We start from the raw sequence: 14,800 nt of genomic DNA on the forward strand, positions 1-14,800 counted from the left end.
GTTTAGCAGAAGAATATGATTAAGAGTTGAGCCGAAAGTACCCTCAAAAACATCGTTAGCGGGTATACGGTGGCATATCCCACAGCCGGAGCATCATTAGTTGCACTTGAATTGGCATAAGCCAAGGCCGGTGGGTCTGTTGTACTACCGGCAATAAGTCCGCTAAGGGTGTAGTAGTTTACTTTCCAGACCTTAAGTGCCAGAATACCCATTATGAGTAAGGGTAGTATCGTGATAATAACGCCGTATCCGATCCATTTATAACCGCCACTAACTATGGTTTCCACAAAGCCTTCTCCCGCTCCGAGTCCCACACATGCCAAGAATATAGTGATTCCGAATTCGCGTAGCATGAGGTTGACACTTGGCGTAGTATAAGTAATAATGTTATATTTATAACCGAACGCACCCATAAGGATAGCAATAATGAGAGGTCCTCCTGCCAGTCCTAATTTTACGGGTTGGGGGATGCCCGGGAAGTTAAACGGAATAACACCCAGAAGTACACCTAAAGCAATACCCAAGAATATACCCACCATATTAGGTTCGTTGAGTCTTTTTACTGAGTCTCCTATGATCTCTTTGATTTTGGGCATGGAAGCTTCACTCCCTACAATGGTAAGACGATCCCCCATCTGGAGCAAAAGTTCGGGCCTAGCCACCATCTCTACTCCTGCTCTGTTGATACGGGTTACATTCACCCCTTCGATTTGTCTGAGTCTTAAAGAGCCTAGCTGTTTGCCGTTGATTTCTTTGTTGGTGACAACGAATCTACGACTTATCAGATTAGTTTCCGTAGGGATCCATTGTTTCCGATCCATGGATATTTCTTCTCCGAAGTAGTTTTTGAGAAGTTCTGAGTCTTGCGGACTGGTAATCACAAAGACCTTGTCTCCTTCGTTTAGTTCTGTATCAGCGCGAGCTATGGATATTTTATTTGTTTTATTACACCAGTGACGGGATATCACAAAGCTGAGGTTTCCCAGCAAAGAATTGATCTTACCTATCTTCTGTCCGTAGAGTGCAGGATTTCTCACAATTAAAGATACAGGTACGGCTGTGTGCGTGTCCGGCTCTTCATTGATAAGTTTTTCTTCCTCTTTTTTGAGGTCGATCTTACAAATATGTTTGAGTATTATGGTGGTGAATATGATACCAAGCACCCCAAGAGGATATGCAACGGCATAGCCCAAAGCAATATTGGTGTTTTCCACTCTGAATATGTCATAGAAGGCTTGCTGGGCAGCACCCAATCCCGGTGTATTAGTGATAGCTCCTGAAAGCACACCTACCATTGTGGGCATATCCGTACCCGAAATAAAGGCGATACTCACTGTGGTAATAACACCCAGTAACACTATACCTATTGCTATAAGATTGAGTTTGAGCCCGCCTTTTTTGAGGGATGAGAAAAATCCGGGACCTACTTGCAAACCTATGGAGTATACAAATAAGATGAGTCCGAATTCTTTGAAGAAGTGCATTACATCTTGTTTCATCGTGATTCCGAAATGCCCGAATATAATGCCAACAAAGAGGACAAAAGTTACGCCCAATGAGATTCCTCCTATTTTAATGCGCCCAAGAATCACGCCAAAGGTGATTACAAGTGCTAATAATAATATAGAGTGGGCTGTTCCAGTGCCAAAAATGAGATAACTGAGCCAATCGGCTTGTTCTTGTGAAGTCATAATTATTACATTATTGTTTTTTATTTAATGTTTAATCATTGCCTTCTTCCATGCGCTTACAAAAGTAATACTTTTTTTCAAGGTTTTAAAGCTGGAAATAGTCTTACTGTGATAGATTACTCTGGGTATATTCTTTTGTTTGAGAAATATTCGAAGTGTGATTTTGACTAAAGTCTTTAATTTTATAACCATAGCATTGGTGCACTGTGGATTTTGTGATTTTATTCAAACAATGTTTCCGCAATGATGCTATTTGCGGTGATTTGTTGATCCATTGATAAATGGATTCGTAATAATTATCTTTGCATAAAATTTATATGAAATGAAAAAACTGAATGGCAATCCTATTTTTAGGGTCTATAATACTTTGCACGGCACTTATCCGTTCACTAATTTTTCCATTGAGGACTACGAACCCGCATTTGAGTATGCTATTTCGCTCAAGAGAGAGGAGATTGAATCTATCATAAATAACCCTGATAAACCCTCCTTTGAGAATACTATTGTTGCTTTAGAGCAGGCAGGTAAACATTTATCTTTGGTTTCCGGTGTATTTTTCAATCTTTTACATAGCAATAGTTCAGATGAATTGATGAAAGTTTCTGAACGTGTTATTCCGCAGCTCTCAGAGCTTTCTACGTATATTATTCTTTCTCGGCCATTGTTTGATAAGGTCAAAGCCGTATATGACTCCAAGGACGACCTTGACCTCTCTGTCGAAGATAGACGTTTGCTACAGAATTGTTATGACGGCTTTGTGGAAAGTGGGGCTCTTCTTGGGGAAGAGGATAAAAAAGCATTGGAACAATTGAGCCTCCAACTTAGCAGCCTTACCTTAACATATGGTCAAAACAATCTACGTGAACAAAATATATTCAAGCTATTTGTAGACAATCAGGATCAGATATCCGCAATGCCACAGGCTTCTCTTGATCTTGCTGCGGACAAAGCCCTTAAAGGGGGACATCAGTCAGGTTGGCTTTTTGATCTTTCTGCCCCGTCTTATTTCCCATTTATGCAGCATTGCCCTGATTCTTCTCTTAGGAAGGAGATGTACGAAGCCAAGATGTCGCTGGGAGCGGTAGACAATGAATACTGCAATAAACAGATTGTCTTGGATATTGTGAATAAAAGAAAAGAGTTGGCAAATCTTTTGGGTTACGAAACTTATGCTCATATGGCCTTGCGCCATCGCATGGCAAAAGCCCCTGAAGATGTTTATGGACTTTTGGATAAATTGCTTGAGGCCTACAAACCTCTGGCTGTCCAAGAAACAGCCAAGATATCCGAGTATGCTCATAATAATAATTTTGTAGGAGAGCTACAACCGTGGGACTGGGCATACTGGGCTGAGCAGTACAAACAAACTTATTATGACCTTGACGATGAGATGCTCAGACCGTATTTCGAACTTTCATCTGTAATCAACGGCGTTTTCTCGCTTGCCACTCGCTTGTATGGTATTACATTCCGTTTACAACCGGCTATCCCTGTCTATCATAAAGATGTCAATGCATACGAGGTCTTGGATACTGATGGTAGCTATCTTGGTGTATTGTATACCGATTTCTTTCCCCGTGAAGGCAAAAAGAGTGGGGCATGGATGAGTAATTTCCAAGAGCAATATCAAGAAGGTCAGTCAAAAGATCACAGGCCTCATATCGTAGTGGTAATGAATTTTACGCCTCCTACAGAGGGTAAACCTTCTCTTCTTACAGCAGGTGAGGTGGGTACATTCCTGCACGAATTTGGTCATGCTTTGCATGGGTTATTTTCCAAGGTAAAATATGAGTCTTTGTCAGGCACCAATGTGTCTCGTGATTTTGTAGAGCTACCTAGTCAACTCATGGAAAACTGGCTTACAGAGAGGGAGTGGTTGGATGGTTTTGCTCGGCACTACGAGACACAAGACAAAATACCCCAACTCTTAATTGATAAGATAATCAAAGCCCGTAATTTCCTTGCCGGGTATGCTGCTTGTCGTCAGTTGAGTTTCGGCTACTTGGATATGGCGTGGCATACACTTAGGGATGCCTTACCCCAAGATCAGGATATTAAGACTTTTGAAGAAAATGCCTGGGCAAAAGCTATGGTATTACCTTCGTCTCCTCCTTCCTGCGTGATGAGTACTTCATTCGGACATATTTTTTCCGGTGGTTATGCTTCGGGGTATTACGGTTACAAATGGGCAGAGGTTTTGGATGCTGATGCCTTTGCATGCTTTCAGGAACATGGTATTTTCGATAAGTCAACGGCCGATTCTTTTCGTCATAAAATATTGGAACAAGGCGATAGGCAGGATGCCGCAGACTTGTATAGAAGTTTTAGGGGACAAGATGCCGATATTCAACCTCTGCTCAGAAGAACGGGACTCTGATCACTAAGCTGTAGTATTACAGTTTGGCTTTTGATGCCATATGAAACTGTTGCAAAAGTCAACAGTCTCATGGATTTTGGAGGCAAAGCCGACAAAAGACACTTTGACCGGGCAGAGAGGGTAAAGTGCAAGGCGCTAAGAGTGAGTGCACAGGGAGTTTACCTCAGGTAAATGACCAAGCGCGAATCTCGCAAGCAACGAAGCAATTTGCCAGCTATGCAACGGTCTCCATATGTCTTTCAGCTACTTTGTTGAGATACATCCGGCTGATCAAGTCTAAAAAAGGAAGAGTAAAATGTGCTGTTAAGTACACATTTTACTCTTCCTTTTTTATTTTGGTTTAAATCAGCTTGCTACCAACCGGGGTTTTGCTTCAATTTCTTACCATTCTTTTCATATAGGGTTATCTGGTCTATAGGGATAGGGTAGAGGTAGTCTTTCTCCGCATATACTCTCACAGAGTTTTCATTTCTGATAGGTTTGATGTACCCAGCATCGCCACTTCTATCCAAAAATACTGTTTCAAGACTTTTGAGTGTGATAGGCTTGGTTGGATTGAAAGTTTTGTTGTACCATTCTATGAATTTGGGTTTGTCTAACCATGCTCCAAGATTTAGCTTCTTATTGAGCTTCATGTCAGCATACTGAAGTTTGTTCCACCTTCTCAAATCATCGAATCTAATCCCTTCATACACAAGTTCGGTACGTCTTTCTCGTCTGATTTCCCAGATCAGTGAGCTTACGTCAGCGTCTTTGGAGGGATCTTCTATAGTAATTCCATTTACGGAAAAACTTTGTCCCGCCAATGTTACATGAGGCATCTGTACTCCTTTACGATCTCTTATCTTATTGATAGTTATGTCTACGTCCATTTGTGTAATAGCACGTGCTCCTAGCGCCGAAAGCTCTGCCGCTGCTTCAAGGTAATTGAGGAGCACTTCATTGAATTTCATGATGGGAGCATCCGTGATATTGGTAGCACTTTTACCTCCGGGCTGATCTTTGAGTGTCTCATTTACGAATCTATTGGCAAAGTATCCTGATACTGCATAGATCTTTTCCACACCATTTAGCTTAAGCCCGCTTACATCTATCGTAGCAGAGAGTCTGGGGTCTCTGTCTGCTATCTCATCAAAGAACCATTTGTCTCCTTTGTATTGCTTATTATCGGTCTGTGATATGGGCAAGCCGTTTTTAGATAAATAGCTATCTATAAGATCCTTCGAAGGGCTCGAGATTTCTGCCTCAGTATTCTGAAAACTCATCAGACTGTGAGTTACGATACCGTCGACATAAGAGCGGTATAATAATACTTCGGGATTACCTTTCAGATCTATACTGGTTGTAAGAGCCTTATAATCGTCCGATATGATATAATGTCCGTTTTTCATCACATCCTCACACATCTTTAGGGCAAATTCAAGATATTTTTTTGCTGCTCCTGTGTTTTTCTCGCGGTATTTCTGCCATGTACCTTCGAATAGCATAGCTCTTGAAGCAAAAGCTTCCGCTACAAATCGATTGACTGAAACTCCTTCTACAAAATCATTTTTACGGATATGTGTACTTGCATATTCGAAATCCTTCAACACACTATCCATAATTACCTCACGAGGTTGGCGCTCTTTGTAGAGTGCATCATAATCTTTACTTTCTAATGCCTGCGAATACCAAGGCACATCACCAAATTTAGATACCAATTTGGCATATTCAAGACCACGGAAGAAGCGCCCAATGCCGAGCCAGTGCTCTTTAGCTTCCTTGTCAAGCTTTGAGGCGGATATTTTGTTGATAAGGGTATTGAATTCTCTTACATAGCTGAATGTCCAGTTGCGCTCATCTTTCTTTGTGGTGGATGCGTCTGTTTCTGCGGGCGGAGCTACTTTGGTAAAAGTAGTAGCGGCTTCTTGGGCATTATCATCTGTCCAGTCTGCCACATTGGTATTGTAAAACCAGTCCGATCTGCTCCATCCACTGTTATAACCCTCAAAGTAGAGATCATAATACTTGAAAAAACTTGTGCGGATGTTACCCTCGTCATTCCAAAAGTCGGGATTGTCCTCTATTTTGTCTTTAGCCCCTGATGATAGGAAATCGTTGCAAGAGCAGAGCATCAGTGCTATCGATGCCAATGCAAATATTTTGTATTTCATAATCTTCAATAATTAATGTTAGAATCCTATCTTTACACCCATTGAAAGAGTCCTATTGAATGGGTAGCTTCTGCCGAATGCCCAGGTACTGCTTCCGGCTCCGGCTTTATAAGCAGTGGATTCGGGATCCACAGGAATTTTCATGTGATCAAACTCAAATAAATTCTCCCCACTGAAATAAACTCTTGCCGATTGCAGGAATATCTTTTGTACCCATATTTCAGGCAAGGTATAGCCTACGGTGATATTTTTACATCTCAGGTAAGCCATGTTGGAGAGGAAGCGAGTTTGTTTCAGATAATTCTGATTATCCGTTTTCCATGACATATCAGAAGGTCGGGGATAGAAGGCTCCCGTATTCGTCGGTGTCCAGTAATCTGTCTGATGAGCATAAAATGCATCGGCGTAGCTGGAGCCGCCCGAAGGGATTGCAAAAGCCCCATAGGCCCAGTAGTCGTGCTTACCTACACCTTGGAAAAACATACTGAAATCAAATCCTTTATAATCCAATCCAAAGCTAAAGCTATATTCATAGTTGGGTAGGCTGTTGCCGATCACCTTTTGGTCACCATGGTCGTCTACCGTATTCTTGCCGTAAGTGATTTTGCCGTCACCATCAAGATCCTTATATTTCACATCACCGGGGCCGAATTTAAATCCCGTAGAGTTACCGCTTTCAAAAAGACTTTGAGAGGCAATGCCATCTTTTAGCGTGCCGTCAGGATTGAAATCCGAAGCTTGGAAGAGTCTGTCGGTTTCGTAGCCCCATATTTCTCCGAGTTTCTTGCCTTCATAATAGCTATTGATATTTTTGATGGCGGAGTTGTACTTAGTGATTTTCTCACTCACGTGTGACAGCGATGCACGGGCATTGACGCCAAGGCCGAATCCGAATCTATGATTGAAGTCCATAGCTATCTCAAATCCTTTACCTGTAATCTCCCCGAAATTGATTAGCGGTGATTTTGCGCCAAAGGTAAGTGGCAGTGTTTCGCCGGGACTGTGCATATCCGATGTAACACGCTGATACCAGTCCATGGTGATGCCGAATTTATTATTGAAAAATCTCATATCCGCACCGATATCCAGTGTAGTAACTCTTTCCCATGTAAGCTCAGGTGAGATGATCGACGGGGAGTTTAGGTAGGTCACTTCTTTACCGTCGACTATCCAGTTTGCATTGCCTGATGACATTGTGGAGATATAAGTATTGGCCGGTACGTCTTGGTTGCCTATAGTACCCCATGATGCCCGTATCTTCATGTTGGATACATAGGGTTTGCTCCATTCCATGAATTTTTCTTCGGATAGTCTCCATCCTGCTGATACGGAGGGAAACAAAGCCCATTTCTTTCCTTGAGGAAATTTGGATGAACCGTCATAACGCGCATTTAGCTCCAAAAGATATTTTTCTTGGAAGTTATAGTTGATGCGACCAAAGAATCCTGCTGACGAAAGTTCATTGTGGTATGAATCATACGGGCTGTAAGAGTACTGATCACCTGTGGCAAGCGCTATCTCGGGATATTTCATACTGATAAGCCCTCTGCGTTCGGAGTAGTGCGACAAAGCCTCACGCTTCTCTGCATCCATCCCTGCCATGAATTTAAAATTATGATTGTCGTTGAGTTCCCAAAGGTATGTTCCGTATGCTTTGAATATATTCGCTGTAGTATAGCTCGATGACTGCACGGCTCTATCATGCGAACTTCCGTATATATCCTTATAATTGTCGAACGGTGCAGCCGAGAACATATCATAGGCTGTGATCTTGCCGCCGTCTCTTTTCTCAGCCACATTGATGGATGAGTAGGTGTAGTCGAAGTTTACGGTGAGGTTTTGTAAGGGATTCAGTTCCGTACCAAGGTTGAGGCGAATGTAGTTTTGAGTCTCCCTTTCTTTATTGCCCGCCTTGATATCTGTTACGGCAGAGCGGAATTCCTTTCCTTCGTAGGTAGTGTAGGGATACCAGCGAGGCCAACGCAAAAGATAAAACCAAGCATCGTATTGTCCCGATGTAAATCTATATGGCTGCTCGTTCTCCGATTTAGTGTAAAGGATATTGGCTTTCACCCTCCACCAGTCTTTGATATTCGTGGTGATACTTGAGTTTACATTGTATCTGTTGTATTGATCGGTATTGAATTTCATAATACCTTTTTGGTTCAGGTATCCCAGACTGATATTATATATAGTCTTGTCATTACCTCCCGAAATCGATAGGTTGTGTGTTTGCTGTGGTGTCCAGTTTTTGGTAAACTCTTTCATGGGGTCGAATGAGCGGTAAAAGTAGGTTTTACCGTTACTCACCTCAAAGTCTCTGCCTTGTTGCAACTCTCCCAGCTCTTTTTCAGACATATTCCCGTACTTCTCATTCCACTCCATCATTTTTTTTAGAGCGTAGTCGTCTATGGTATAGCCTATATTGGTCTTACTGCTGAGGCCTATTCTCTTCATCACTTCCAGTGCGAACTTGGCATTATCTACTGTAGATGCAAGTTCCGGTTTTTTGGTAGGCGTGTTCCATGCAAAGTTATTGGAGTAGGTGACTTGTACTTTGTCACCTCTTTTGCCCGACTTTGTGGTGATGAGTATCACTCCCCATGCTGCGCGTGTGCCGTATATTGACGATGAAGCAGCATCTTTGAGCACCGATATAGTTTCGATATCGTCAGGATTGATGAGGTTGATATCGGGTATTTCTACGTTATCCACCAGAATCAGTGGAGAAGTACCCCCTGATGCATTGAGTGATCCTATGGCACCACGCAGTTTGATCGTAGAGTTTGTTCCCACACCTCCGGTGTTATTGGTGATGGTGAGCCCCGGAGTGATACCTTGCAAAGCTTTCGCTACATCCGTTACCGGGCGACTTGCTACAGCTTCTTTCACATTTACGTTGGCAACGGCCCCCGTCAGGTTTACTTTCTTTTGAGTTCCATAGCCTACTACCACTACCTCCTTGAGGGCTTTGGCATCGTCTTGCAGTACCACCTTCATTCCTTGGTGGGCTTTGACTTCTACTTTCTTGTATCCTACCGAGGTGATAATAAGTACGGCTCCTTCCGGCACTTTGATACTGAATTTGCCGTTGACATCCGTGGCAAAACCGTTTTTTGGCATACTTTTCTCTATCACGCTGGCTCCTATGATAGCTTCGCCTTTTTCGTCTACCACGGTACCGTTGATAACCACGGTGTTTTGCTGGATCAACTGTTCCGCATCATCCGATGATATGGGGCGTGCTGCATGAAGAGGATTGGCACACACTCCCATAATCGCAGATGCAAAAATTAAAGTCCCCAACCGATAGGATCGGAAATACTTTGTTAGCTGTAAATTTACATTCATATAGAATACTGGTATTAGTGATTTGAATATCAACCTAATAATTTGTTTTATGCCCTTTGCGGGGGCTATAGCCTTATTATCTCTAAGAGTTTGGAGTAGGAGTGTCTTTTGTTTACTTTCCGGGGCTAAAGACTACACTCCGGTATATTCGTTTTTTTAATTAAAGAATCTCTATGGTATCGTATTGTTTATTAATTGTGTCTTATGATTTTTGATTTAATTATTTTTATGTTCGCGATAAAGGTATTTATTAATTTTATATGAACTTTGTATTTGATTATATTTATATGTTGGAAACATATTTTCACAAATAGCGGGCTGTGTTCTCTTTAACGGTCTAACGCCTTTGTTTCAAATCATATTGCGAAGTTTTGATTTTCATATTTATAAGGGCTTTACAGTAGGGAAGGCTCATTCGACTGTTATGTTGCATTTGTAAGGCAGTGGTATTGTCGTATTGGTTTCGATGTGGACGGGAGGTCGATATTTCATAATGATATTGTATTGTTGTTTTTGGTATCATTGTGTTATTTTGAGGGTTGGTGGTGATTGATGTGATGTTTTTATAACTATTTAATTATCAGTAAAATAAATTGGTTGAAGATTTGATTTTTTTGAAATAATTGCTCTATATCCCTTTCAAAGCTTATTCCTTGTTGCGTAAGTCCTATGTGACGTGTGGAATAAGTTCGATTCAAACTCCTTTTTGAGGTAATGGGGTATGTTGTAGAGATGGAGTTGTATTTTAGTTGTGATGCCTCTGTGTTTTAGTTAAAACGTTTTGGTGTTTTAGCTAAGACATTTCAGTACTTTAACTAAAACACCAAAACGTTTTAACTAAAATGCGAAAGTGTTTTAACTAAGATATAGGGCCTTTTTTTGGGATGCAGAAGTGAATTGTGCGGCTGTTGAGGGAAATCAATGAGTTGCCGGTTTCTGGTGTGTGTTATTTCACTAGGTTATGGTTGAGCGTGTGTGATGCAGGGCGCTTGAAGGGGGAGGTATATAGTTGTTATTTAGACTACACTCTTTAGCTTTGAGTGTTGGGGTTTTCTTGTTTATGTTTTGATTATATGGAGTTTAGATGCAGGGATCGGATGTCTATGTTTGGTGTTGTGGCATAGTGCCGGAGTTGCCTCGTGTGTCACGAGGTTTTTGTGGAGGAGTGCATAGTCTTGTTTATTGGTAAGGAGTAGAGTATAGTTGTTATTCATTGTTTTTTGAGTTTTATGTATGGATGTGCGGTTATCGCGATTATATTCAGGATAAATATACTACATGTACACCCCCTTTGTCAATACCCTCAAAGGTGAGCGTGGAATATCAAAATAATTGCGTATTTAACCTTATTGCTGTCATCTTGTCACTCGTTGAGGCGATTGTTGTATTTCTATTCAGGAGTAAGTTGATGCTCAGGTTACTTGTTTTGTAAATAATATTCGGGCTCATGTATGCCTTCGAATGAATCAATTTCATGATAGTTAACTAATCCTGCCATGGCATTTTCGCATACAAGATCCAGTTGGATGCCGTATTCTTTGGCCACTATTCGTAAGATTTCCGAAAGGTGATCAGCGTGCGAACCCACAATTCTTGTAGGCAGTGCGTTGTAATCATATTGGCAAACGCATCTCTCAAAGAATTGTCTGAAATGGTTGAGAAACAGTCGGTAAATGTAATTGTTGTCAATGTATTGGTAAAGGAAAGAGCCCGTCTCGGAAAGGAATTTATTTGGGAGTGGTTTTCTGTACAGTGTTTCCATAATATACTCGGTGCTTGTAGCAAATGTCTCGAAGTAATGCTCTGTGATTTCTTTGGGGGCATATTCTTTCACTACGTCAGCAAGGAATGTTTTGCCGGCAACCGCCAGGCTACCTTCATCACCCAGTAGATAACCTCCTGATTTGATATTTCTTACTATGATGTCGCCGTTGTAGTAGCATGAGTTGGAGCCCGTACCCAAAATGCAGGCGATGCCTTGGTCTTTGCCAAATAGCCCGCGTGCAGCCCCCAAGAGGTCACTCTCGACTTCGAATGGCGTGCGAAACTGTGCAGTGAGGGATGCGGATACCGTCTCTATCTTCTCCGGAGTGTTGCATCCTGCGCCGTAGTAATATCCTTTGGTGATTTTCGTTCTGAAAAATCCTTCCGGTAGCCCCAGTCTTATGGCTCTGCTGATTTCTCTCCGTGACTGAAAGTATGGATTGATGCCTTCTGTATAGGCTTGTTCTATAATTTCACCTCTTTCCAGAAGTGTCCATTGTGCTTTTGTAGATCCGCTTTCCGCTATGAGTATCATGGGTGGTTCTTTTTATGATCTATATAATCGTTTGTGTTTATTTGTCTCTTATTGTCGGCTTTATTGATGGTATTACTCAATATGGCTTAAATATACATTATTCTTTATCTATGCCTGTTTGGGGCTTCTATATTTAATTCTTTTTTGTATAAAAGATGATACAAATGTAGTGAACTTAAAATTTGTTACCAAAATATAAATAATTGATTTAGGAGATAATGATATTAAAACTATTTTATCTTTGTTGAAAACATCCCATTGTTTGACTAATAGTATGAAAAAAAGAGCATTGATTATCTTTTCCTTTTTTTGTGTATTGGCTACCTTATGCTATGCGCAGACAGACAGCGTAGTGGTAGGTGCCGCCCGGCTAAATGAGTATTTGCCCATGATTCACAAGAAACGGGTAGCTTTATTCTCAAATCATACAGGCTTGGTCGAGGGGAGACATACACTGGATGTTTTGCTTGAGCATCGTGTCAAGGTCACAGCGCTCTTCTCTCCGGAGCATGGATTCAGAGGCAATGCCGATGCGGGAGAGCATGTGTCGAGTGGCAAAGACCCATCCACCGGTGTGCCTATCTATTCGCTTTATGATGGTAGATCCCGGTATCCGTCACAGCAAAGTATGAAAACTTTCGATGTATTGCTTGTGGATATTCAGGATGTGGGGCTCAGATACTATACCTATTATATATCCATGATGAGACTCATGGAAGCTTGTGCCCGATACGGGAAGAAAGTGGTTGTGCTCGACCGTCCCAATCCCAACGGTATGTATGTAGATGGCCCTATATTGGATATGAAATACAAATCAGGGGTGGGGCTACTGCCTATCCCTGTAGTACACGGACTCACGTTGGGGGAGCTGGCACGCATGGCTATAGGTGAGCATTGGCTGGACAAGAAAACTCAGAGTCTTGATCTCAAGGTAATACCTTGCCTCCACTATACTCATGGGACCCGCTATACCTTGCCTGTGGCTCCATCGCCCAACTTGCCCGATATGAAATCGGTGTACTTATATCCATCGCTTTGCTACTTCGAAGGTACCGTGGTGAGTTTGGGCAGAGGCACAGATAAACCATTTAGGATTTACGGGCATCCGGGGATGGTGGGGTATAGCTTCAATTTCACTCCCAAGAGCGTACCCGGAGCCAAGAACCCACCGTTACTCAACAAACTTTGCTTCGGTGTGGACTTGTCTTCTTTGGCCAATGAAGATATTGTTTCCCATAAGATCTGCTTGGACTATGTGATCAATGCTTATCGCAACCTGAATATGGGAGAGAAATTCTTTACTCCGTTTTTTGAAAAGCTCATCGGTGTGAGCTATGTGCGTACGATGATCATGGAGGGAAAGAGTAGTGACGAGATCAGGTCAAGGTGGAATACCGACGTTGAGAAGTTCAAAGAATTGCGCAAACCTTATTTATTATACAGTGAATAGCATTACACCCATATCAATATGAATCCTTCGATAGTCATCATCACAGTCATAGCATATTTTGCACTGCTTTTTACCATCGCATACATTACGGGACGTAAAGCCGATAATGCAGGTTTTTTTATCGGTAACCGCAAGTCCCGTTGGTACATGGTTGCCTTTGCCATGATAGGCTCCAGCATATCCGGAGTTACGTTTGTTTCTGTCCCGGGTATGGTAGCTACCGGGGCTTTTTCTTATTTACAGATGGTATTGGGGTTTGTAGTGGGGCAATTCCTCATAGCCTTTGTGCTCATTCCCCTTTTTTATAAGATGAGTCTTGTCTCGATCTATGAATATCTTGAAAATCGTTTTGGGCTCTCATCATATAAAACAGGTGCGTGGTTCTTTTTTATCTCCAAAATGCTGGGGGCAGCGGTACGATTGTTTCTTGTATGCCTCACGTTGCAGTATCTTGTATTTGCACCGCTGAGATTACCCTTTGTGCTCAATGTATTCGTGACTATGTTGCTCGTTTGGCTTTACACATTTCAGGGTGGTGTGAAGTCTCTGATCTGGACGGACTCCTTCAAGACGTTGTGCATCATTGTGTCGGTAGTACTTTGTATCGTTTACATTGCGTCGGAGTTGGGGTTAGGCTTAGGCGGCATTGCGAGTACTATTCGCGAAAGCGATTACTCCCAAATATTCTTCTTCGATGATGTCAATGACAAGCGATATTTCTTCAAACAGTTTCTGGCGGGTGTATTCACGGTGATTGCCACTACGGGGCTGGATCAGGATATGATGCAACGTACACTTAGTTGCAAAAACTATAAGGATTCACAGAAGAATATGATCACGAGCGGAATCTTGCAGTTCTTTGTGATTGCCTTGTTTCTGATGTTGGGCGTACTGCTCTATACCTTTACTGCAGCCAAAGGCATTGCCAATCCGCCCAAATCAGACGAGCTCTTTCCTATGGTCGCCACAGGCGGATATTTTCCCATTATAGTGGGAGTCCTGTTTATTGTGGGGCTTATATCATCTGCTTACTCAGCTGCGGGGTCAGCCCTTACCGCTCTTACAACATCTTTTACATTGGATATCTTGGGCGCGAGAAAGAAAGGGGAGTTTTCGGATGTCAGGATACGCAAGCTGGTACATATAGGTATGGCTGTTGTGATGGGGGTGGTAATCTTTGTTTTCAACTCTCTGAACAAGACCAGTGTGATAGACGCCGTTTACACCTTGGCGAGCTATACGTATGGGCCTATTTTGGGTATGTTTATTTTCGGGATATTCTCACGCCGTCATTTGCGTGACCGCTGGGTGCCCGTTGTCGCAGTTATAGCTCCGATACTCTGTTATATACTACAAATGAATTCGGAAGAATGGTTCGATGGGTATAAATTTAGCTACGAACTCCTTATCTTTAATGCATTATTTACGATGGTGGGATTGTGGATTCTGTCATTAAAAAACAAGGAAATCAAGAGATAA

General features: G+C 42.1%; 8 protein-coding genes. 3 read left to right on the forward strand and 5 right to left on the reverse strand.

Features of this window, described 5'->3' with window-relative positions:
- Positions 1-2: 2 nt before the first annotated feature.
- On the reverse strand, positions 3-1,691 hold the full coding sequence (locus tag VYJ22_RS05270; RefSeq protein ID WP_329905475.1) for a putative transporter: 1,689 nt from the start codon (positions 1,689-1,691) through the stop codon (positions 3-5).
- 322 nt (positions 1,692-2,013) lie between these two features.
- Between VYJ22_RS05270 and VYJ22_RS05275 the strand changes: the two genes are divergently transcribed.
- A complete protein-coding gene (locus tag VYJ22_RS05275; RefSeq protein ID WP_329905476.1) occupies positions 2,014-4,068 on the forward strand; it encodes a M3 family metallopeptidase in 2,055 nt (684 codons plus the stop codon).
- 353 nt (positions 4,069-4,421) lie between these two features.
- On the opposite strand, the gene VYJ22_RS05280 is transcribed toward VYJ22_RS05275, so the two are convergent.
- The 4 genes from VYJ22_RS05280 to VYJ22_RS05295 all read right to left on the reverse strand — a co-directional run bounded on the left by VYJ22_RS05280 (position 4,422) and on the right by VYJ22_RS05295 (position 11,871).
- On the reverse strand, positions 4,422-6,221 hold the full coding sequence (locus VYJ22_RS05280; RefSeq protein WP_329905478.1) for a RagB/SusD family nutrient uptake outer membrane protein: 1,800 nt from the start codon (positions 6,219-6,221) through the stop codon (positions 4,422-4,424).
- Positions 6,222-6,239: 18 nt separating this feature from the next.
- On the reverse strand, positions 6,240-9,572 hold the full coding sequence (locus VYJ22_RS05285) for a SusC/RagA family TonB-linked outer membrane protein (protein ID WP_329905479.1): 3,333 nt from the start codon (positions 9,570-9,572) through the stop codon (positions 6,240-6,242).
- 1,058 nt (positions 9,573-10,630) lie between these two features.
- On the reverse strand, positions 10,631-10,786 hold the full coding sequence (locus VYJ22_RS05290) for a hypothetical protein (RefSeq protein ID WP_329905480.1): 156 nt from the start codon (positions 10,784-10,786) through the stop codon (positions 10,631-10,633).
- A 203-nt stretch (positions 10,787-10,989) separates the two neighbouring features.
- Positions 10,990-11,871 carry a hypothetical protein gene (locus VYJ22_RS05295; protein WP_329905481.1) on the reverse strand — a complete coding sequence of 294 codons (882 nt, stop codon included), beginning with the start codon at positions 11,869-11,871 and terminating at the stop codon, positions 10,990-10,992.
- Positions 11,872-12,145: 274 nt separating this feature from the next.
- Between VYJ22_RS05295 and VYJ22_RS05300 the strand changes: the two genes are divergently transcribed.
- Together VYJ22_RS05300 and VYJ22_RS05305 are read left to right on the forward strand one after the other, a co-directional pair.
- Complete coding sequence (locus VYJ22_RS05300; RefSeq protein WP_329905482.1) at positions 12,146-13,321, forward strand: exo-beta-N-acetylmuramidase NamZ family protein; 1,176 nt, start codon at positions 12,146-12,148, stop codon at positions 13,319-13,321.
- An 18-nt stretch (positions 13,322-13,339) separates the two neighbouring features.
- Positions 13,340-14,800: a sodium:solute symporter gene (locus tag VYJ22_RS05305; RefSeq protein WP_329905483.1), complete on the forward strand. Its 1,461-nt coding sequence runs from the start codon at positions 13,340-13,342 to the stop codon at positions 14,798-14,800.

It is taken from the genome of Porphyromonas pogonae (assembly GCF_036320655.1).
Taxonomy (GTDB): Bacteria; Bacteroidota; Bacteroidia; order Bacteroidales; family Porphyromonadaceae; genus Porphyromonas; species Porphyromonas pogonae.

What these genes read in the sequence shown, in the direction of transcription:
- VYJ22_RS05270 (WP_329905475.1), bottom strand. Translation starts at nt 1,691, where the DNA reads ATGACTTCACAAGAACAAGCCGATTGGCTCAGTTATCTCATTTTTGGC.
- VYJ22_RS05275 (WP_329905476.1), top strand. Translation starts at nt 2,014, where the DNA reads ATGAAAAAACTGAATGGCAATCCTATTTTTAGGGTCTATAATACTTTG.
- VYJ22_RS05280 (WP_329905478.1), bottom strand. Translation starts at nt 6,221, where the DNA reads ATGAAATACAAAATATTTGCATTGGCATCGATAGCACTGATGCTCTGC.
- VYJ22_RS05285 (WP_329905479.1), bottom strand. Translation starts at nt 9,572, where the DNA reads ATGAATGTAAATTTACAGCTAACAAAGTATTTCCGATCCTATCGGTTG.
- VYJ22_RS05290 (WP_329905480.1), bottom strand. Translation starts at nt 10,786, where the DNA reads ATGAATAACAACTATACTCTACTCCTTACCAATAAACAAGACTATGCA.
- VYJ22_RS05295 (WP_329905481.1), bottom strand. Translation starts at nt 11,871, where the DNA reads ATGATACTCATAGCGGAAAGCGGATCTACAAAAGCACAATGGACACTT.
- VYJ22_RS05300 (WP_329905482.1), top strand. Translation starts at nt 12,146, where the DNA reads ATGAAAAAAAGAGCATTGATTATCTTTTCCTTTTTTTGTGTATTGGCT.
- VYJ22_RS05305 (WP_329905483.1), top strand. Translation starts at nt 13,340, where the DNA reads ATGAATCCTTCGATAGTCATCATCACAGTCATAGCATATTTTGCACTG.